17 protein-coding genes are annotated in these 20,052 nt (G+C 73.5%); 6 read left to right on the top strand and 11 right to left on the bottom strand.

What is annotated here, in order from left to right:
• Positions 1-30 precede the first annotated feature (30 nt).
• Positions 31-1,146, bottom strand: coding sequence for a glycerate kinase (locus tag ACIP89_RS19455; RefSeq protein WP_401929844.1), 1,116 nt, complete (start codon positions 1,144-1,146; stop codon positions 31-33).
• A 212-nt stretch (positions 1,147-1,358) separates the two neighbouring features.
• Between ACIP89_RS19455 and ACIP89_RS19450 the strand changes: the two genes are divergently transcribed.
• Together ACIP89_RS19450 and ACIP89_RS19445 are read left to right on the top strand one after the other, a co-directional pair.
• Positions 1,359-1,859, top strand: coding sequence for an NUDIX domain-containing protein (locus ACIP89_RS19450; RefSeq protein WP_401929846.1), 501 nt, complete (start codon positions 1,359-1,361; stop codon positions 1,857-1,859).
• Between the two features lie 259 nt (positions 1,860-2,118).
• A complete protein-coding gene (locus ACIP89_RS19445) occupies positions 2,119-2,703 on the top strand; it encodes a TMEM165/GDT1 family protein (protein ID WP_401929848.1) in 585 nt (194 codons plus the stop codon).
• A gap of 106 nt (positions 2,704-2,809) precedes the next feature.
• On the opposite strand, the gene ACIP89_RS19440 is transcribed toward ACIP89_RS19445, so the two are convergent.
• Both ACIP89_RS19440 and ACIP89_RS19435 read right to left on the bottom strand, forming a co-directional pair.
• Positions 2,810-3,340: a methylated-DNA--[protein]-cysteine S-methyltransferase gene (locus tag ACIP89_RS19440; RefSeq protein WP_401929850.1), complete on the bottom strand. Its 531-nt coding sequence runs from the start codon at positions 3,338-3,340 to the stop codon at positions 2,810-2,812.
• The gene (locus ACIP89_RS19435; protein WP_402115856.1) at positions 3,337-4,824 is read right to left on the bottom strand and encodes an AlkA N-terminal domain-containing protein; all 1,488 of its coding nucleotides are present in this window, start codon (positions 4,822-4,824) and stop codon (positions 3,337-3,339) included. Before ACIP89_RS19435 ends, ACIP89_RS19440 begins: the two co-directional genes overlap by 4 nt.
• A gap of 183 nt (positions 4,825-5,007) precedes the next feature.
• On the opposite strand from ACIP89_RS19435, the gene ACIP89_RS19430 reads away from it, so the two are divergent.
• Positions 5,008-5,319: a UBP-type zinc finger domain-containing protein gene (locus ACIP89_RS19430; RefSeq protein WP_402115854.1), complete on the top strand. Its 312-nt coding sequence runs from the start codon at positions 5,008-5,010 to the stop codon at positions 5,317-5,319.
• A gap of 21 nt (positions 5,320-5,340) precedes the next feature.
• Here the strand turns inward: ACIP89_RS19430 and ACIP89_RS19425 are convergent, their stop codons facing one another.
• On the bottom strand, positions 5,341-9,510 hold the full coding sequence (locus ACIP89_RS19425) for a molybdopterin-dependent oxidoreductase (protein ID WP_402115880.1): 4,170 nt from the start codon (positions 9,508-9,510) through the stop codon (positions 5,341-5,343).
• Between the two features lie 216 nt (positions 9,511-9,726).
• Complete coding sequence (locus ACIP89_RS19420) at positions 9,727-11,145, bottom strand: phytoene desaturase family protein (protein WP_401929856.1); 1,419 nt, start codon at positions 11,143-11,145, stop codon at positions 9,727-9,729.
• Positions 11,146-11,334: 189 nt separating this feature from the next.
• On the opposite strand from ACIP89_RS19420, the gene ACIP89_RS19415 reads away from it, so the two are divergent.
• Complete coding sequence (locus ACIP89_RS19415) at positions 11,335-12,141, top strand: nucleotidyltransferase domain-containing protein (protein ID WP_401934143.1); 807 nt, start codon at positions 11,335-11,337, stop codon at positions 12,139-12,141.
• Positions 12,142-12,395: 254 nt separating this feature from the next.
• Complete coding sequence (locus ACIP89_RS19410) at positions 12,396-12,572, top strand: hypothetical protein (RefSeq protein WP_401934097.1); 177 nt, start codon at positions 12,396-12,398, stop codon at positions 12,570-12,572.
• Positions 12,573-12,608: 36 nt separating this feature from the next.
• Here the strand turns inward: ACIP89_RS19410 and ACIP89_RS19405 are convergent, their stop codons facing one another.
• The 3 genes from ACIP89_RS19405 to ACIP89_RS19395 form a co-directional block, all read right to left on the bottom strand.
• On the bottom strand, positions 12,609-13,436 hold the full coding sequence (locus tag ACIP89_RS19405; protein ID WP_402115853.1) for an inositol monophosphatase family protein: 828 nt from the start codon (positions 13,434-13,436) through the stop codon (positions 12,609-12,611).
• 63 nt (positions 13,437-13,499) lie between these two features.
• Positions 13,500-15,365, bottom strand: coding sequence for a gamma-glutamyltransferase family protein (locus ACIP89_RS19400; protein ID WP_402115852.1), 1,866 nt, complete (start codon positions 15,363-15,365; stop codon positions 13,500-13,502).
• A 159-nt stretch (positions 15,366-15,524) separates the two neighbouring features.
• Positions 15,525-17,645 carry a phosphocholine-specific phospholipase C gene (locus ACIP89_RS19395; protein ID WP_402115850.1) on the bottom strand — a complete coding sequence of 707 codons (2,121 nt, stop codon included), beginning with the start codon at positions 17,643-17,645 and terminating at the stop codon, positions 15,525-15,527.
• Between the two features lie 260 nt (positions 17,646-17,905).
• Between ACIP89_RS19395 and ACIP89_RS19390 the strand changes: the two genes are divergently transcribed.
• Entirely contained in the window at positions 17,906-18,409 is a 504-nt protein-coding gene (locus tag ACIP89_RS19390; protein WP_401934085.1) for a GNAT family N-acetyltransferase, read from the top strand.
• Positions 18,410-18,511: 102 nt separating this feature from the next.
• Here the strand turns inward: ACIP89_RS19390 and ACIP89_RS19385 are convergent, their stop codons facing one another.
• The 3 genes from ACIP89_RS19385 to cynS form a co-directional block, all read right to left on the bottom strand.
• The gene (locus ACIP89_RS19385) at positions 18,512-18,886 is read right to left on the bottom strand and encodes a VOC family protein (RefSeq protein WP_401934082.1); all 375 of its coding nucleotides are present in this window, start codon (positions 18,884-18,886) and stop codon (positions 18,512-18,514) included.
• Between the two features lie 119 nt (positions 18,887-19,005).
• Positions 19,006-19,503 (bottom strand): nucleoside deaminase, encoded by a 498-nt coding sequence (locus ACIP89_RS19380; protein WP_402115849.1) that lies wholly within the window; start codon positions 19,501-19,503, stop codon positions 19,006-19,008.
• Positions 19,504-19,551: 48 nt separating this feature from the next.
• Positions 19,552-20,022, bottom strand: coding sequence for a cyanase (gene cynS / locus ACIP89_RS19375; protein ID WP_401934076.1), 471 nt, complete (start codon positions 20,020-20,022; stop codon positions 19,552-19,554).
• Between the last annotated feature and the right edge of the window lie 30 nt (positions 20,023-20,052).

Genomic DNA, 20,052 nt, shown 5'->3' with positions numbered 1-20,052 from the left:
CCCCGCCGTCGCGAGGGTCCTGCGGGCGGGTCAGCGCAGGAAGTCCCGGGCGATGTTCTCCGCCGCCCGCTCCAGCAGCGGCCCCGCCTCCGCCATGCAGACCGCCGGATCCGGTTCGAGCTCGGTCAGCGCGTACGCGCGCCGGATCCCGGCCCGTCCGAGCGCCTCCGGGGGCAGCGCGAGGCGGCCGCAGACCGCGACGACCTCGATACCCGCCGCGCGGGCGGCCGCGGCGACCCCCGCCGGGGCCTTGCCGTGCAGGGTCTGCTCGTCGAGCGAGCCCTCACCGGTGATGACCAGCGTGGCGCGGGCCAGCGCGGGGGCGAAGCCGAGAACGTCGAGCATCACCTCGATCCCGGGCCGGAACCGCGCGCCGAGGGCGACCAGCGCCCCGTACCCGATACCGCCGGCCGCACCCGCGCCGGGCAGCCGGGCGTGGTCCGGTCCCAGCACCGACGCGTAGTGCGCGAGCGCCGCGTCGAGGACCGCGATGTCCTCCTCGGTCGCGCCCTTCTGGCGCCCGTACACCTCGGGGGCGCCCTTCGGCCCGGTCAGCGGGTTGTCGACGTCGCTCGCGAGGATCAGGTCGACCCCGGTGAGCCGCGGGTCGAGCCCGGAGAGATCGGCCGAGGCGAGGTCGGCGAGCCCGCCGCCGCCCGGACCCACGGGCTTGCCGTCCGCGTCCAGGAACCGGGCGCCGAGCGCGGCCAGCATCCCCGCGCCGCCGTCCGTGGTCGCACTGCCGCCGACCCCGAACACGATGGTCCGCGCGCCCGCTTCGAGCGCGGCGAGCAGCAGCTCGCCGGAGCCGTACGTGGTCGCGGTGAGCGGGGCGAACACCCCCTCGGGAAGGTGCTGGAGGCCCGAGGCCTCGGCCATCTCCACCACAGCCGTGGTGTCGCGCAGGGCGTACGCCGCCGTCACGGGGTCGCCGAGCGGCCCGGTCACGCGCGCCTCGCGGCGCTCGAATCCGGCGGCCACCGCGGCGGCCACCGTGCCGTCGCCGCCGTCGGCCACGGGCAGGGTGTCGACGGGCACCTCAGGCGCGATGCGCCGCAGCCCCGCCGTCACCCGCTCCGCGACCTGTACGGCCGTGAGCGAGCCCTTGAACTTGTCCGCCGCGACGAGCACGCGTGCGGTCTCCATCACTGCTCCGTCCGTCACCTTGAATCCCTTTGCTTTCGAACAGGCAGTCGCGCCGCCCCGACCCTATCCGGATCATCCGCTCCTGCCCATGGGTGTCCGTGCCCTGGACCTGCGCCAGAAAGACCCTAAGGGCTGTCCCGTAATCCCTGGTGGGCGTGCGACGACGGACGCTGATCCACCAGGGATTACGGGACAGCCCTTAGGCTGCTCGTGTGACCACCGATGACTACGCCACGTATATCGACGGACTCCCCAAGGTGCTCGCGGGCGCCGCCTGCGTCTTCCGGGACGCGGAGGGCCGGCTGCTGCTCGTCGAGCCGAACTACCGGGACGGCTGGGCCCTGCCGGGCGGCACGATCGAGTCGGCCGACGGCGAGACCCCCCGGCAGGCGGCCCGGCGCGAGTCGGCCGAGGAGATCGGCCTCGATCTGGAGCCGGGACGGCTGCTCGCGGTCGACTGGGCGCGCGGTACCGCGCGGCCGCCGATCGTCGCCTATGTGTACGACGGCGGCGTGCTCGACGAGCGGCAGCTGAAGGCGGTGCGCGTCCAGGAGGACGAGCTGCTGTCGTGGAAGCTGGTCGACCGGGCGGACCTGGACAGCCATCTGCCCGCCGGGCTCGGGCTGCGGGTGCGCGCGGCACTGGAGGTGCTGGACTCGGGCGCGGGTGCGGCGGAGCTGGAGGACGGGCTGCCCGTCGGCTCGAACGGGTGATCTCCCCGCCGCCGGTTGGGGTAGTGTTGATGGCTGCGAAGGGGAGTAGCCCCGCAAACCGGTCGTCGACACACTGGAACCTCCGGGTTCCCGGTGGCCGGGTCCGTGGAGGGTCACGGACGGGCGAGACCTTCGGTCAGGTATGACACACCCGCGTCCCGCGGGTGGTGCCGTCATGCCGGGCCGAGTGGTCCTCCGAAACGCCCCAGTGGCACTTCGCGGAAGATCCGGGCCCGGCTCTTACAGAAAGCCACCCGGAATGCATCTCGACCCCCTGGCGATCCTCACCGCTTTCGGGCTGATCTTCCTCGCGGAGCTCCCCGACAAGACGATGTTCGCCTCGCTGGCCATGGGCACCCGCATGCGCCCGCTCTACGTCTGGTTCGGTACGTCGTCCGCGTTCATCGTCCATGTCGCCATCGCGGTCGGTGCGGGTGGCCTGCTCGGGCTGCTGCCCGACTGGATCGTCAAGCTCGTCTCGGCGTTGCTCTTCGCCTTCGGGGCGTTCATGCTGCTGCGGGCCGGTGGGGGCGAAGACGACGACGAGGACGCCCCGAAGACCGTGACCGGTTTCTGGCCGGTGTACTCGACCGCGTTCATGGCGGTGTTCATCAGCGAGTGGGGCGACCTGACCCAGATCACGACGGCCAACCTCGCCGCGAGCAACGGCGCCTGGTCCACGGCGATCGGGTCCGCGGCGGCCCTGATGTCCGTATCGGCGCTGGCGCTGCTGGCCGGGCGGTTCATCGCCAAGCGCGTCCCCCTCAAGACGGTCCAGCGGATCGGCGGCCTGTGCATGCTGGGGCTGGCGATCTGGACGGTCATCGAGATCTTCACCGGCTGACCCGGCCGAGGCAGGTACGGGTGAGGGCCCCACGCGTGCGTGGGGCCCTCACCCGTACCTGAGGCCCGTCCTAGGGTCTGTCCGGCGGATCAGGGTCGGACAGGCCCTAGAAGAGCGCCGGGGTGGTGACCCGCGTGCCGTTCTCGAAGGCCAGCAGCCGCTGTTTGCGGTCGAGTCCGCCGCCGTAGCCGGTGAGGCTCCCCGACGCTCCGATCACCCGGTGGCAGGGCACGATGATGCCGACCGGGTTCTTGCCGTTGGCCAGCCCCACCGCCCGCGAGGCCCCGGGCTTGCCGAGGATCTCCGCCAGTTCGCCGTACGAACGTGTCTCGCCGTAGGGAATCCGCTGGAGCTCGGCCCAGACGGCGCGCTGGAACGGGGTGCCGCCGAGGTCCAGCGGGAGGTCGAACTCCCGCAGCTCACCGGCGAAGTAGGCGTCCAGCTGCTGGACCGTCTCGTCGAAGAGGCCGGGATCGGGCGTGCCGAAGGTCTCCTCGGGCGGACGGTGGCGCTGACCGGCCATGTAGAGGCCGGCGAGGACCCCGTCGGTGGCGACGAGGGTCAGCGGGCCGTAGGGGCTGTCGGTCACGGTGTGCCGCCGGGCCGCCGCGACAGTGGTGGTGCGTGCTGAGGTCACGATGGACTTCCCTGTGCCGGAAGGTGGTTGATGGGGTGGTCGTCAACGGTCCACAGGTACTGGACCGCGTACGCCCGCCAGGGGCGCCAGCCCGCCGCGCGGGCGGTGAGCGCGGCCGGTGTCGAGGGGAGGCCGAGCTGCCGCGCGGACCGCCGGATGCCGAGGTCCGTCGGCAGGAAGGCGTCCGGGTCGCCGAGCGCCCGCATGGCGATGACCTCGACCGTCCACGGCCCGAAACCGGGCAGCGCGCCCAGTTCGGCCCGCGCCCTCTCCCAGTCGGTGTCGGTGCCGAGCCGCAGCGAACCGTCGGCCAGGGCCGCGACGAGTGTGGTGAGCGTCCGACGGCGGCTGCGCGGCAGGGCCAGTTGCCCGGGGTCGAGCCCGGCCAGCGCCCCGGGGGCCGGGAACAGGTGGGTGAGACCGCCCTCCTGGTCGTCGACGGGCGTGCCGTGCGCGGTGACCAGCCGGGCCGCGTGGGTACGGGCCGCGGCGGTCGACACCTGCTGGCCGAGAACGGCCCGTACGGCGAATTCCGCGCCGTCCACGGTCCTCGGCACCCGCCGCCCCGGTGCCTCGTCGACCAGCGGGGCGAGCAGCGGGTCGGCGCGCAGCTGTTCGTCGACGGCGACCGGGTCGGCGTCGAGGTCCAGCAGCCAGCGGCAGCGGCTGATGGCCCGGGTGAGATCGCGCGGGTCGGTGAGCGAGAGCCGGCAGGCGATGTGGTCGGGGTGCGGGGTGAGGGCCACGATGCCGTGTCCGTACGGCAGGTCGAGGGTGCGGCGGTAGGCGCCGTCGCGCCACTCCTCCACGCCGGGGACGGCCGTCGCGGCCAGGTGTCCGAAGAGGTTGCTGGGGTTGAGCGGGGCGCGGTAGGGCAGCCGCAGGGCTATCACGCCGGGTGTGGCCGGGGGTGCCGCCGACCGGGCGGCCCGGCCGCGCAGCTCCCCCGGGGCGAGGGCGAAGACTTCGCGGACGGTGTCGTTGAAGGTGCGGATCGAGGAGAACCCGGCCGCGAACGCCACCTCGGCCATGGGCAGCCCGGTGGTCTCGATGAGCACCCGCGCGGTCTGGGCCCGCTGCGCCCTGGCCAGGGCCAGCGGCCCCGCTCCCAGTTCCGCGAGCAGCTGCCGCTCGATCTGCCGGGCCGAGTAGCCGAGCCGGCTGGCCAGACCGGTCACCCCTTCGCGGTCGACGACCCCGTCCCGGATGAGCCGCATCGCACGGGCGACGGAGTCGGCGCGGGCGTTCCACTCGGGCGACCCCGGGCTGGTGTCGGGCCGGCAGCGCTTGCAGGCCCGGAATCCGGCCTGCTGGCAGGCGGCGGAGCTGGGGTAGAAGGTCATGTTCTCGACCTTGGGCGGCACGACGGGGCAGCTCGGCCGGCAGTAGATCCTGGTGGTCAGGACCGCCGTGAAGAACCAGCCGTCGAAGCGGGAGTCCTTGGAGCGGACGGCCCGCACGCAGCGCTCGGTGTCGGTGTGCATGGTTCAAGCATGGGGCACCCGGCCGGGCAGGGCTGGCGAGAATCCGACATCAGCCTCGGGCTGCCTGCACCGCCGCGATCCGCCCCCGGACGCCCCGCTCCGTGCTCTCCCCTCGCCCCGTTCCGCACTTCGCACGAGAATGGAACGGGGCCGCTGCGGGGAGCGACGAGAAGGAGGCCGACGATGACGGACGCACAGGCGGTGCCGCCGCTCTGCTCCCACCTGGACCAGGTACGGCGGGTCGCCCCGGACAGTGCCGACTCCTGCACGGAGTGTGTCGCGATGGGTGACACCTGGGTGCATCTGCGCGTGTGCCCGACCTGCGGCCATGTCGGCTGCTGCGACTCCTCCCGCAACAAGCACGCCACCGCGCACCACTCCGCCACCGGGCATCCGCTCATCCGCTCCTACGAGCCGGGCGAGACCTGGTGGTGGTGTTACGAGGACGAGCTGACCTTCGACGTCGAGGGCGCCGGACCGGCGCGGGCAGCCTGAGGGCGGGGCCGCCGGGACCGCTCAGTAGACGTCCCGGACGTACCGCTTGCCGGCGGCGAGCTGCTTGACGTAGTGGGCTGCCGCGTCCTGGTCGAGGCCGCCGTGCGCGACGGCGATGTCGCGCAGGGCCCGGTCGACGTCCTTGGCCATGCGCGCGGCGTCGCCGCAGACGTGGAAGTGGGCGCCGTCCTGGAGCCAGGACCAGAGCCGGGCACCGTGTTCACGCATCCGGTCCTGGACGTAGACCTTGGCGCGCTGATCGCGGGAGAAGGCCGTGTCCAGTCGGGTGAGGGTGCCGTCCGCGAGGTAGTCGGTCAGCTCCCGCTCGTAGGTGAAGTCGGTGGCCCGGTGCTGTTCTCCGAAGAAGAGCCAGTTGGGTCCGGGGTGGCGGCGGGCCCGGCGCTCCTCCAGGAAGCCGATGAACGGGGCGACGCCGGTCCCCGGGCCGACCATCACCAGCGGGGTGCCGGGGCCCGCCGGGGGCCGGAAGTACGGGGCGCGCCGCACGGAGACCGGCACCGGGGCGCCGGGGGCGGCGTCCGCGAGGAAGGGTGAGCACACCCCGTTGCGGGGGCGGCCCCGCGCGTTCTCGTACCGGACGACGGAGACGGTCAGGGACACCTGGCATGGGTCTGTGAGCGGGCTGGACGAGATCGAGTACAGGCGGGGCTGGAGCCGTCCGAGGACGCCGGCCCATTCCTGCGGTGCGGCGCGGACCGGGTACTCGGCCAGCACGTCCACCGCCTGGCGGCCCCAGGACCAGCGGGCGAGTTCGCCCTTGTTGTCGGGGCGCAGCATCTTCTTCAGGACCCGGTCGCCGGTGCGTTCGGTGATGAACCCGAGCAGGGCGGGCGTGAGGGCGGTGATGTCCAATCGGCGGTGCAGGGCTTCGGCCAGCCGGATCCCGCCGAGCCCCGCGACCTCGACGGGGGCGTCGGCGTCGAGGCCGGTGACCGCGAGCCATTCGGCCACCAGGCCGGTGCTGTTGACGGGGTGCACGGCGAGGGCGTCACCGGCTTCGTAGGTGAGGGGGCTCTCCGCGTCGCGGGTGTCGAGGGTGAACCTGCGGACCTCCTTGCCCGCGCCGGGGAGGCTGAGGAGCCGGTTCCCGACCAGTCGGGCCGTGACGGGCCGCGGCTTGGCGCGGGGCGCGGGCCGGGCGGACAGCGCGGTGCCGCCGGGCGCGGGCCGGGCGGACGGCGCGGTGGCGTTGGCGGCTGCCGGGGCGGACGGCGTGGTGGCGTTGGGTGCGAGCCCGGCGGACGGCGCGGTGGCGTTGGCGGCTGCCGGGGCGGACGGCGCGGAGGCGGGTGCCGGCTGTGCGGTGAGACCGGTGAGCACCTGGTCGAGCCAGCTCAGGGCGGAGGGCTCGTAGTCGGGCTCGCAGTCGGTGCGCGGGGCCAGCCGGACGGCGCCCAGCTCGTCGAGGCGCTGGTCCAGCCGTCGGCCGTGGCCGCAGAAGTCGTCGTACGAGGAGTCCCCAAGGGCCAGCACCGCGTACCGCGTGCCGTCCAGCGGCGGGGTGTCGGCGGCGGTCAGGGCCTCCCAGAACCCGGACCCGTTGTCGGGGGCGTCGCCGTCACCGAAGGTGCTGGTGATCAGCAGGAGGTCGGCGGCGGGCGGCAGGGCCCGCGGGTCCGCGTCGGCCATGCCGACGAGCCGGGCCCGGTGTCCGGTGGCGGTCAGCCGGCCGGCGGCGGCCGTGGCGAACTCCTCCGCGTTGCCGGTCTGCGAGGCCCACAGCACGACCACCTCGCGGCTGCCGGCGGGGTCCGCGGCGGCGGGTTCGTCCGTGTCCCGCGGAGCGCGGGAGTACGTCCCGGCGAGCACACCGTTCACCCATCGCGTGTGCTCCCCGGTGAACGGCGCGCCGGCCGGCAGCACCGGAACGCCGGGCGTGCCCGACGGCAGACCGGCGAGGAAGCCGACCAGGTACTGGCGTTCGTGCTCCGCGAGGACCGGCGGCGGTGTGTCCTCCAGCCCGAACACGGCCCCGGCACCGGCCCCGGGCCGCGCGGCGGCAGCCGGCGGCGGCGCCGGTTCACTGCCGCGGGAGCCGGGAGCCTCGGGGGCCGTGGTGGCGGCGCCCGGTGCCGGGGAGACACCCGGCACGGGGGCGACCTTCGCGAGCGTCACCGCGCACATCTTGAACTCCGGCTGGAAGGAGACCGGGTCGACCGCGTCGTTGGTCACCGCGTTGACGCAGCGGTACTCCCCGAACAGGTCGTTCCAGTGGAAGGGCGCGAAGCAGCAGCCCGGCCGCACCCGGTCCGTGACGACCGCCGGAAGCACGGCGCGGCCACGCCGGGACGCGACCTCGACGGAATCGCCCCCGGCGATCCCGAGGCGTCGCGCGTCCTCGGGGTGGAGTTCGACGAACGGGGCCGGGTCGAGCCGGTTGAGCTTGGCGACCTTCCCGGTCTTGGTGAGGGTGTGCCACTGGTGCTGAAGGCGACCGGTGTTGAGGACGAACGGGTAGTCGTCGTCCGGCATCTCCGCGGCAGGCACGTGTGGGCGCGCGAAGAAGACGGCGCGGCCGCTCGGAGTCGGGAACACCGGGCCGCCGTCCGGTCCGAGGTAGCGGACCGGGTTGCGGTCGGGGCCGTCGGCCGAGGGGGCGGGCCACTGCACGGGCGTGGTGCGCAGCCGCTCGTAGCTCACCCCGCGCAGGTCGTAGCCGGTGCGCGGGTTCGCGGCCCGCTTGATCTCCTCGAAGACCTCCTCGGCACTCGCGTAGCCGAAGGCGTCGGCGTATCCCATCTCGCAGGCGATCCGCGCGATGATCCGCCAGTCGGGCAGCGCCTCGCCGGGCGGGTCCACGGCCCGGCGGGCGAGGGTGAGGTTGCGCTCGCTGTTGACCAGTACGCCCTCGCTCTCGCTCCACAGCGCGGCGGGCAGCACGACATCGGCGTGGGCGTTGGTCTCGGTGTCGGCGAACGCGTCCTGGCTGATGACGAGTTCCGCGGTCTCCAGGGCCTCGATGACGGTCCGCCGGTTGGCGACGGAGGCGACGGGGTTGGTGCAGATGATCCAGCAGGCCTTGATCTCGCCCGCCGCCATCCGCCGGAACATGTCGACGGTGCCCTCGCCCGATCCGTCCTTGCGGACGGTGCCGGGTTCCAGGCCCCAGAGTCCGTCGGCGAAGGCGCGGTCCTCGTCCACCAGCACCGACCGCTGCCCCGGCAGACCGGGCCCCAGATAGCCCATCTCGCGGCCGCCCATGGCGTTGGGCTGACCGGTGAGCGAGAACGGTCCGCTGCCGGGGCGGCAGATCGCCCCGGTGGCCAGATGGAGGTTGATCAGCGCGTTGGTGTTCCAGGTGCCGTGCGTCGACTGGTTCAGCCCCATCGTCCAGCAGCTCATCCACTCCCCCGCGCCACCGATCCACTGCGCCGCCTGCCGGATGTCCGCCTCCGGGATGCCGGTGGTCTCCGCGACGGCGGCGGGCCGGTAGTCCGTCAGGAACTCCGGCATGGCCTCCCAGCCCTCGGTGCGCCGCGCGATGAACTCCGGGTCCGTGTGCCCGTTCTCGTGGAGGAGGTACAGCAGTCCGTTCAGGAGGGCGAGGTCGGTGCCGGGTCTGATCCGGAGGAAGAGGCCGGCCTTCTCCGCGGTGGCGGTGCGGCGGGGGTCGACGACGATCAGTCGGGCGCCCGCCTTCACCCGTTCCATCATGCGCAGGAAGAGGACCGGGTGGCAGTCGGCCATGTTGGAGCCGATGACGAGGAAGACGTCCGCGTGGTCGAAGTCCTGGTACGAACCGGGCGGGCCGTCGGCGCCCAGGGAGAGCTTGTAGCCACTGCTCGCACTCGCCATGCACAGCCGCGAGTTGGACTCGATGCGGTTGGTGCGGACGAAGCCCCTGGCCAGTTTGCTGGCGAGGTACTGGGCCTCCAGGCTCAGCTGCCCGGACACGTAGAAGGCGACGGCGTCGGGCCCGTGTTCGTCGATGACCGCCCGCAGCCGCCGGGCCGTGTCGGTGATCGTCTCGTCCACACCGGCCGGTACGGGCTCGGCGCCGCGCTCGGGCCGGATCAGCGCGGTGGTCAGCCGTCCGGGGGCGGCGAGCATGTCGGCGGTGGTCGCGCCCTTGGTGCAGAGCCGGCCGTGGTTGGCGGGGTGGGCCTTGTCGCCGGACGCCTTGAGGACCTTGCGGCGGCCGTCGGGGCCCGCGCCGACGTCGAGCACCATGCCGCAGCCCACCCCGCAGTACGAGCAGACCGTCCGTACCTGAGTGACGCCGGCCGACGAGCTCTCTGGGGGCACCGGGGGACCTTCCCGTGGTTCGGATCGTGGTCCCGACGGTACGAATGGCCCATTACACCGGTGTGACCCGGGCGGATCACGGGCGGTAACGCTCGCCGCACAGCCGCAGGCCCGGTGCGGTGAGACGCGGCGGACGGTGCGTCAGGGGCGGGACCGCAGCCGCCGCCATACCGCCTTCGCCGCGTGGTGCCCGGACATGCCGTGCACACCGGGTCCGGGCGGGGCCGCGGAGGAGCAGATGAAGACCGCCGGATGCGCCGTCGCGTACGGCACCCGGGCGAGCTTGGGGCGGATCACCGTCTGGAGTCCCGAGAACGCGCCGCAGGCGATGTCCCCGTCCACGTAGTTCGCGTTGCGCGCGGCGATCCCGGGCGGCCCCGCCACGCAACGGGCGAGCACCAGATCACGGAAGCCGGGGGCGAAGCGCTCCAGCTGGCGTTCGATGACCTCGGTGGCGTCGCCCTGCCAGCCCGCCGGTACGTGTCCGTACACCCAGAACACCTGCTTGCCCTCGGGGGCGCGGGACGGGTCGACGAGGCTGGGCTGGGCGGTGATCAGGAACGGCACGCTCGGGTCGCGGCCGGTGACAGCGGCGCGCAGGGCGGAATCGATCTCGCCGGCCGTGGGGCCGATGTGCACCGTGCCTGCCCGGCGGGCCTCCCGCGCGGTCCAGGGGACGGGGCCCGACAGGGCGTAGTCGATCTTGAAGCAGGAGGCGCCGTAGCGGTAGCCGCTGTAGGCGTTGCCCAGTCCGGCGATCCGGGCCAGCGCGGTCGGTGAGGTGTCGAAGACGTAGGCGCGGGCCGGCGGGAGCTCGTCCAGCCGCTTGACCTCCGTGCCGGTGTGGATGACGCCGTTCTGCTCCCGCAGGTAGGAGGCGAGGGCGTCGGCGATGGCCTGGGAGCCGCCGCGCGGCACCGGCCAGCCCCTCTCGTGCGCCGCCAGCGCGAAGAGCAGCGCGATTCCGCCGGTCGCGATCCCGCTGGTGGGGGCAATGGCATGGGCGGCGAGACCGGCGAAGAGGCCGCGCGCCTTCTCGCCGCCGAAGCGGCGCGACAGCAGGGTGGCGGGCTGGACGGCGTTCAGCCCGAACCGTGCCCAGCGGTACGGGTCGCGCGGCAGCCCGTCCCACGGGGTCCGCAGGAAGTCCTGGGCGAGGCTGTCCCAGTGGCCGAGGAAGGGTGCGACGAGCCTGCGGTACGCACCCGCGTCACGCGGCCCGAGGGACATGGCGCTCTCCCCCACCGAGTCGGCCAGCACCGCGGCGGAGCCGTCCGGGAACGGGTGGGCCAGGGCCAGCCGCGGCTGCAGCCACTCCAGTCCGTGCCGGGCGAGCGGCATCGCGTCGAAGGCGGGCGAGCCGATGCCCAGCGGGTGGACCGCGGAGCAGGGGTCGTGGCGGAAGCCGGGGAGCGTGAGCTCCTCGGTACGGGCTCCGCCGCCGACGGTCCGCCCGGCTTCGAAGACCTCCACGGCGTAGCCGCGGCGGGCCAGTTCGGCCGCGGCGGTCAGCCCGTTGGGGCCGGCCCCCACGACGACTGCGTCAAGCATCGACGGCACCTTCGGACTCCTTCGTCAGCCGATGGTCTGAGGCCCCAGGATATTCACAGGCGCGGGCGGTCCGGGCGCGGGTAGGGTTCCCCACCGATGACCACTCCGAACCCCGCGCGGCCGCCGCAGCCCGGCCCCCGCCCGGACACGCGCCCCGATCCGTCCGCCGCTCCCGGGACGGCCCCGGAGGATTCCGGGATGCGGCGGCGGATCGACGCCGTGGCCGAACGGCTCGTCGCCGTACCCGGGATCCACGCCGTCGTCCTGGGCGGCAGCCGGGCCCGGGGCACCCACCGCCCGGACTCCGACTGGGACCTGGGCCTCTACTACCGAGGCGTCCCGGACCTGGCCGCGCTGAGCGCGCTGGCCCGCGAGGTACAGGGTTCACCGGTCGAGGTGGCCGGGCCGGCCGGCTGGGGGCCGTGGGTCAACGGCGGGGCCTGGCTGCGGGTGGACGGCACGCCGGTGGACTGGATCCTGCGCGATCTGGACCGGGTCGAGGCGGTCTGGTCCGACTGCCGCCGGGGGCGCTACGAGGTCGGCGTCCAGCCCGGCCACCCGCTCGGCTTCTGGTCCCCCGCCTATCCGGGCGAGGTGGCCCTGGGCCACGTACTGGCGGATCCGAAGCAGGAGTTGGCGGGGCTCAAGGCCGAGGTCGGCACGTATCCGGAGCCGCTGCGCACGGCACTGGTCGAGGCGGCCTGGGAGGCGGAGTTCTCGGTGGCGTCGGCGCGCAAGTCGGCACCCTCGGGCGACACGCTCCACGTCTCGCTCTGCCTGTCCCGGGCGTTCGGCGTCCTCGCCCAGTCGCTGCACGCCCACCACCGCACCTGGTGCCTCAACGAGAAGGGCGCGCTGGCGGCGGCCGCCGCCCTGCCGGACACCCCGGCGGGCTTCGCGGACCGGGCCGGTGAGGCGCTGCGGGGGCTGGACGCCGAGGCGGTGGAGACGGCCGCCGAGGTGGTGAACGGCGTACGGGCGGTCCTGACCGGTACGTCCGCCTAGGATTCGGCCGTGCCCGCCGGACTGCGAGGCGTCGAAGGGCGCCCGTCCCGCCCGGTGACACAAGGCCCGAGCACGGCCTGAGGGCGGTTCGGTCCCGCTGAACGGCCGCGGCGCGGCGGCTGAGCAGAGCCCGGGGGCGTCCCGCTCCTGCGGGGTGAACGCGCCGGCGATGCGGCGTTCGGTCCGTACCGCCCGCTCGTCGGCCCGGCGCGGTGTTCCGGTACCGGCCTCCGTCAGCCGGGTCTCCAGCAGGAGTGCGGACTGACCCCCGAGGTCCCGTCGAGGAGGGCGTACGCCTCACCGATCCGGCGCCGGCCGGGGTCACCGGACGCGGCTTCGACCGCTTCTCCGAGACGGCCGCCCACGAGCGGGCCTACGATCCGCGCGCCGTCGAACGCCTCGCCGCACTGGCCCGCGGCCTCCTGGCCTGATCGGCCGTCGGGAGCGGCCGGTACCGGCCCGCCCGCTCAGGCCCCGGCGCGGAGCGCGGTGAGCACGGTGTCGGCCGTCGCCAGGTCGCGGGCGGCGGTGAAGGGCAGGTCGTTGCCCCCGGCGATCCGGAAGGGCGCCCCGGACAGCGTGGCCTGGGCGCCGCCGGACTCCGTGACCAGGAGGAGCCCCGCCGCGTGGTCCCAGGCGAACTCCCAGTTGAAGGCGACCGCCTCCAGCGCGCCGCGGGCGACGGCGAGGTATTCGAGGCCGGCCGATCCGCAGGGGCGGGCGTCGATGCCCTCGGTGCGCAGGCCCAGCAGGGCGCGCTTCTGGGCGTCGGTGGTGTAGTCGGGGTGCGACATCGCGACCCGCAGGACGTCGCCGGGCGCGGGCGAACCGGCCTTCAGGGGTACGCCGTTGAGCGTCGCTCCCCGGCCCCGTACGGCCACGGCCATCTCGTCGAGGGCGGCGGCGTACGTCCAGGAGGCCAGGGTCTCGCCGTGGTGCGCGAGCGCGACGAGGGTGCAGAAGCCGGCTTCGCCCCGGACGAACTGCCGGGTGCCGTCGACCGGGTCGACGATCCAGACGGGTGCGTCGCCGCTCAGCGCACCGTACACAGCCGGATCGGCGTGGACCGCCTCCTCGCCGACGACCACGGAGCCGGGCAGGAGCCGGCTCAGGGAGGCGGTGAGGTGCTCCTCGGCCAGCCGGTCCGCGGTGGTCACCAGGTCGTGCGGGCCGTTCTTCTCGACTATCTCGTGGGCGGCGAGCTGCCGGAAGCGCGGCACGATCTCGGCGGCGGCCGCTGCGCGGACCGCCGCCTCGACCTCGGTCAGGTCCCCGGCGAGGAAGTCATCGATCATGCCCCCAGCTAAGCACGGGCGGCCGGAGCGCCGACGACCCGGTCATGACGGGGAGGTGGCCGGTCAGCGTCCGACCGCGTACCCCTGCATTCCGCGCGGGTTGGCGGCCGCGGACAGTATCCCGGTGCGCGGGTCCCGGGCGACCGCGCACATCCGGCCCTCGGACCACGCGTCGCCCACCGTGACGTCATGGCCGCGCCGGCGCAGCCCGGCCACCACCTCCGGGTCCATGCCCGCCTCGACGGTGACGCTGCCCGGAAGCATCCCGCGTGGGAAGAAGGAGCCGGGGAAGCTGTCGTTGTGCCAGTTCGGGGCGTCGATGGCGCCCTGGAGGTCGAGGCCGCCGCGGACCTCGGCGCGCAGGGCGACGGCGAGGAAGAAGTGCAGCTGCCACTGGTCCTGCTGGTCGCCGCCCGGGGTGCCGAACGCCATGACGGGGACGCCGTCGCGCAGGGCGACGGTCGGGGTGAGGGTGGTCCGGGGGCGGCGGCCGGGGGTGAGGGAGTTCGGCAGGCCCTCGTCCAGCCAGGCCATCTGGAGGCGGGTGCCGAGCGGGAAACCGAGCTCGGGGACGACCGGGTTGGACTGGAGCCAGCCGCCGCTGGGCGTGGCCGAGACCATGTTGCCCCAGCGGTCGACGACGTCCACGTGGCAGGTGTCGCCGCGGGTGGCGCCGTCCGGGGCGACGGACGGCTCTCCGGTGCGGTCCGCGGTCGCCGTGGGCTCCCCGGCTCCCTCCTTCGCGACCGTCGGCTCTCCGACGCCCGCGGCCGGGACGCCCGCCGCCGCTGAGCCGGACCCGCCGGCGGCGACGGCACGGGCGTGCTCGCTCAGGGCCGGGGTGCGTCCCTCCGGGCTGCCCGGCCGCAGCTCGTGCGAGGCGCGCTCGGTGACCAGGGCGCGGCGGGCGGCGTTGTACGGCTCGGAGAGCAGGGCGGCGAGCGGCACCTCTTCGGAATCGCCGTACCAGGCCTCGCGATCGGCCATGGCGAGCTTGCAGCCCTCGATCAGCAGGTGGACGTACTCCTCGGAGCCGTAGCGGGGCAGTTCGGCGGGAAGCAGGGCCAGTTGCTGGAGGAAGGCGGGGCCCTGGCTCCAGCCGCCGGCCTTGGCGAGCGTCCAGCCGTTCCAGTCGTACGTGGCCGGCGCCTCGTACGGCGCGGACCAGCCGGCCAGGTCGGCGGCGGTGAGGGTGCCGGTGTGGCGGTCGCCGCTGGTGTCCATGGTGGGAACGGCGGACTGGCGGACCAGCGCCTCTGCGATGAACCCCTCGCGCCAGATCGCGCGGGCCGCCTCGATCTGCGCGGTGCGGTCCTCGCCGCCTGCCTCCTCCGCCTCGGCTGTCAGCCGGCGCCAGGTCGCGGCGAGGGCCGGGTTGCGGAAGAGCTCGCCGGGCCTCGGGGAGACACCGCCGGGCAGATAGACGGCGGCGGAGGACGGCCACTGCGTCTCGAAGAGCTCACGGACGCTCTCGACGGTCCGGCCGACCTGTTCCACGGGCGGGTGGCCGTCCTCGGCGTAACCGATGGCGTACCGCAGCACCTCGGCGACGGTTCGGGTGCCGTGGTCCCGCAGCAGCAGCATCCAGGCGTCGAAGGCGCCCGGCACGGCGGCGGCGAGCGGACCGGTGCCGGGGACCAGGCCGAGGCCGAGCGAGCGGTAGTGGGCGACGGTGGCCCCGGCGGGGGCCGGGCCCTGGCCGCAGAGCACCTGGACCTCGCCGTCCGCGGGCGCCAGGATCACCGGTACCTCGCCGGCCGGTCCGTTCAGGTGCGGCTCGACGACGTGCAGGACGAATCCGGCGGCGACGGCGGCGTCATAGGCGTTGCCGCCGTCCTCCAGGACCGCCATCGCGGACTGCGAGGCGAGCCAGTGGGTGGAGGACACCATGCCGAAGGTGCCCTGGAGGGTGGGCCGGGTGGTGAACATTCGGGCTCTCACCTCGCTGTCTACGTGCGCCGGACGGCCGGGACCGCGCTCGGGACCGAGCCTGCGGAGAAGCTGGGGGAGTCCGGACCGGAGCCCTCCTCCACCCGCTCCCCCAGCAGGCTACCGATGGCACTGCGCCGCCCGGCGTCCGGACCCGGGTCAGCCCGAGACGCTCGCCCGGCCGTTCTCGATGTGCCCCATCAGCCGGCGCCGGAAGGCATCGTCCCCGTCGACGGTGACGTCCAGGTCGTACCAGCCGTGCGCGTCGGCCGCCGAGTGCACCACCGTGCGGCTGCGCCCCGGCTTGACCCTGACGGTCCTGGTCCAGTCGCGCAGGTCCGCCTCGTCGACGTATCCCCGCGGCCGCACCCTGAAGGTGAGCGCCGTCCGTCCCGTGTTGCGCAGCGTGAGATGCAGATCGCGCTCCCGGGCGTCGACCCGCGACGCGACCTCGGCCGGGGCGCCGTCCTTCGCCGGCCCGGCGAACTCGCGGCGGAAGCCGTTCGGCCCCGTCACCGTGAACCGGTAGGCCGGACCGGTCACGGGCACCGTCCACTGCGCCGTGCCCCGCACGTCCCGGTGCTGCGGTACGGGGAACTCGCCCGCGTACGGGTACAGCGCGAAGTGCGCCGACGCGCGCCCCGTGTTGCTGAGTGCCACCCGCACCGCGCCGTCCACCACCTTCGCCTGCGCGTCCGGCTGGTAGGGCAGCGCACGGGCCGGGCGCGCACCCGGCTCCTGCACGGGCATGTGCTGCACGAGCGGCGGCCTCGGCGACCAGCGGCCGCTGAACGGCGGAATGGCGCCCGGCTGCCGCACCTCGGGGCGGCGACGTCCGCGCGAGAAGTCGAACGCGGAGGTCAGGTCGCCGGTGACGGTGCGCCGCCAGTCACCGATGTTCGGTTCCCTCACCCCGGTCCAGCGCTCCAGGAAGCGGATTACGGAGGTGTGGTCGAAGACCTCGGAGCAGACGTAGCCGCCGATGGTCCATGGCGACACGACGAGCATCGGCACGCGCATGCCGAGACCGGTGGGCTTGCCCTCCCACTGCTCCCCGGACACCTCGGGCGGGGCGACCGGCGGCGGCACGTGGTCGAAGAAGCCGTCGTTCTCGTCGTAGTTGATGATGACGGCGGTGTGCCGCCACACGTCGGGGTGCTTGCCCAGCGCGTCCAGGACCTTGTAGACGATCGTCGCGCTGTGGACCGGCGAGGAGACGCTGGGGTGCTCCGAGTCGACGGCGGAGGGCACCAGGTACGAGACCTCCGGCAGCGTGCCCGCCGCCACGTCCTTGGCGAACTCGTCGGCCAGCGTTCCGGTCTCCACCCGGCGCAACGCCCGCTCGAAGAGGCTGCGTTCGGCCTTGTCCAGGGTGGCGACGCCCTGCTCCAGCAGGACGAACAGCCGCTCCCGCCCGGCCGCGTCCGCGTCCCGCACGGCGGAGTAGAACGACTCCATGTACGTGTGCCCGCCGGTCTTCGCCAGCGCCTTGCGGGCGATGGCCTTGAAGGTGGCGAAGAACTCGATCTGGTTGTCGGTGAAGTTCTCCCACTCGGTGTACGTGCGCCAGCTGTGCCCGGCCTTCTCCAGCCGCTCCGCGTAGGTGCCCCAGTCGTATCCGGGGTGGGTGCCCTCGTCGTACGCGTCGTTGCCGACGGCCCGCTTGCCATTCGGCTCGTCGCCCGTCTTCCCGCTCCACAGGTGGTTGCGGTTGGGGCTGGTCGAGGAGTGGATGGAGGAGTGGTAGGCGTCGCAGACCGTGAACGTGTCGGCCAGCTCGTAGTGCAGCGGGATGTCACGGCGGTCGTAGTACGCCATGGTGGCGGCCGTCTTCGCGGTCACCCAGCCGTTCATCCACCCGCCGGCCCACGCCTTGCCGCCGCCGCTCCAGGAGTGGTCGAGCGCACCGATGTACTGGAGGTCCTTCTTCTGCGTCTCGGCGGCGCCGCGCACCGGGAACGGCAGCACGCCGGTGCCCAGCGGGCCCGGCTGCTCGAAGACGGGCTTGCCGGAAGGCAGCTCGACGGCGTTGCGGTCGCCGAAGCCGCGTACGCCCCGGAGCGTCCCGAAGTAGTGGTCGAAGGAACGGTTCTCCTGCATCAGGATCACCACGTGCTTGATCGCTCCGAGCCCGTCACGGCCCCCGGACCCCGCCGAATGGGCCGGCTGCGCGGCTATCGCGGCCTGCAACGAAGGCGGCAGCAGCGACCCCGCCGCCGCGGCCCCGAGTGCTCCGCCGCCGAGCGCGAAGAGCCGTCGCCGTGAAATGTCCGTGGTCAAGTCGAGCCTCCCGAGGTCTGTCGTACAGCCGGGAAGCTAATCAAGCCGGGTGGCGCGGGGAAGGATTTCGTACGGCTTCGCGGTGAACCTCCAACAGGTCGGACGGGAAAGTCCAACCGCCCGGCTACGGACCTCGCCGGCCATCCGAAGCGGAGGGACCACTCCGCCGCCGGTCCGCCCGGGTCGCAAGGAGTCCCCAGCCGCGGGTACGGGGAATATCCAGGGGAGCGGGCGGCCGTGCGCTGCTACGGTCGGGCGCTATGAGCTGGCTCCCCGATGACTTCGTCCATCCCGTCCTGGTGCCGCTGCCGGGCGGTGGTCATCATCTGCGTCCGATCCGGGAGTCGGACGCCCCGCTCGACTATCCGGCTGTGATGGGTTCGCGCGAGCGGCTGTGGACCGTCTTCGGCCCGGCCTGGGGCTGGCCCGCGGCCACCATGACGTACGAGGCCGACCGGGCCGACCTGTTGCGGCACGAGAAGGAGATCGCCGCACACCAGTCCTTCAACTACGCGCTGTTCGACAAGGCGGAGACAGCTCTGCTCGGCTGCGTCTACATCGACCCGCCGGAGAGGGCGGGCGCGGACGGCGAGATCTCCTGGTGGGTGGTGGACGAGCTGGTGGGCGGCAAGGTCGAGCAGGCCCTCGACGAGCTGGTGCCGCGGTGGATCTCCGTCGATTGGCCGTTCGAGCAGCCGCGCTTCCTCGGCCGCGAGATCTCCTGGTCGCACTGGCTCGCGCTGCCGGAGCACCCCGACGCCTGAGGAGCCGGCGCTCCGGGGACCTGGTGCTCGAACGGCCGCCCCGACCGGGTGATCGGCGAGCGTCCCTTCGCGCACCTGACGGGGTCGGGTCGTGAACACGGGTCACGCTCCCGGCAGGAAGAGGCAGAACAGGTGACCGTGGGGGTCGCGGAGGACCCGCACGTCGTCCTCCGGCTGGTGTTCCTCCACCGTCGCGCCCAGGGCGCAGGCCCGCCCCGTCTCCACGTCCAGGTCGTCGACCTGGATGTCCAGGTGTGCCTGCATCTGCTGGGTACCGGGCCGTGGCGGCCATACGGGAGCGGTGTGGCCGGCCTCCAGCTGGAAGCTCAGGCTCGGCCGCTCCTGTTCGAGGGACCGCAGCCGGACCCACTCCGCATCCCGCTCGGCCTCCTCCCAGCCCAGCAGGGCGCGGTAGAAGTCGGCGAGCGCGGGCGGGTCCGGAGTGCCGAGGACAAATGCACCGAGCGAAGCAGTCATGTCCTTCGCCTTCCCCGGAACGCGCCGTACCGCACGCACCCATCGGTGTGCCGTCGGGCCGGCGGACGGCCACGGGGGACGGGCCCGCGCCTGTCGCGTCCCCCTCGGCCGCCGGCCGGTCAGGCGGTGGGGACGCCCGGCACCCGGCGCTCGCCGCCGTTGCCCTCCTGCCAGAGCCGGTAGACCTCGGTCGCCCCCTCGTGGGGCGCGTGGCTCATCGGGAGCCGCCGCTCGTCCCAGTTCTTGGCGAACTCACCGTAGAAGGAGTCGAGTTCGAAGTACTTGCGGTCGTCCACGTAGTACGGCTCGTAGGCATCCCGGGTGGTGAGGAAGACGACCTCGTCCGGCGAGCAGTAGTACAGGGAGCCCAGGCACATCGGGCAGGGGTGGGCGAGTACGTAGATGGTGGTGCCGGTCAGGTGCTCGGTGCCCAGCTTCGTGCAGGCCTCGCGGATGGCGAGGATCTCCGCGTGCGCGGTCGGGTCGTTCGTCTGGGCGACCCGGTTCGGGCTCTCGGCCAGGATCTCGCCGTCCTTGACGATGACGGTGGCGAAGGGGCGGCCGCCCTCCGCGACGTTGCGGCGGGCGATGTCGATGGTGCGCTGTGCGAAGTCCATGGGGTCCTCGGGGTGGTGCGGTGTGCGGGTGGGGGGATGCGGCGACGATCAGAACGGCTTGGTCGGCAGGTACTTGCCGTCCAGGGTGATGACGGCGCGCTCGCCGCCCTCGGGGTCGGCGACCTTCTTCACGTCCAGCCTGAAGTTGATCGCCGAGATGATGCCGTCGCCGAACTGCTCGTGGACCAGGGCCTTCAGGGTGGTGCCGTAGACCTGGAGCATCTCGTGGAACCGGTAGATGGTCGGGTCGGTGGGGATGCCGCCCGGGATGGAGCCGCGGGTCGGGATGGTCTGGAGCAGCGTCACCGCGTCCTCGTCCAGGCCGAGGAGTTCCGCGACCGCTTCGGCGGACGCCTTGGGCAGCGCGTGCTGGCCGAGCACGGCGGCGGTGACGAAGGCGACGGAGAAGCCCGCCGCGTCGGCGATCTGCTGCCAGGACAGGTCCTTGCGCGTCTTGGCCTCGACGGCCGTGACGGCGAGCTGCTGGCGGGCGGTGTTGTCGAGCTGGGCGTGCACCATGACGGTGGGGTCCTTTCGTGGGGTGCCGCT

Source organism: Streptomyces sp. NPDC088730, from assembly GCF_044751215.1.
Classification (GTDB): Bacteria; Actinomycetota; Actinomycetes; order Streptomycetales; family Streptomycetaceae; genus Streptomyces.
Note: the sequence above shows the minus strand (reverse complement) of the source record. Positions and strands in the feature narration are given on the sequence as shown.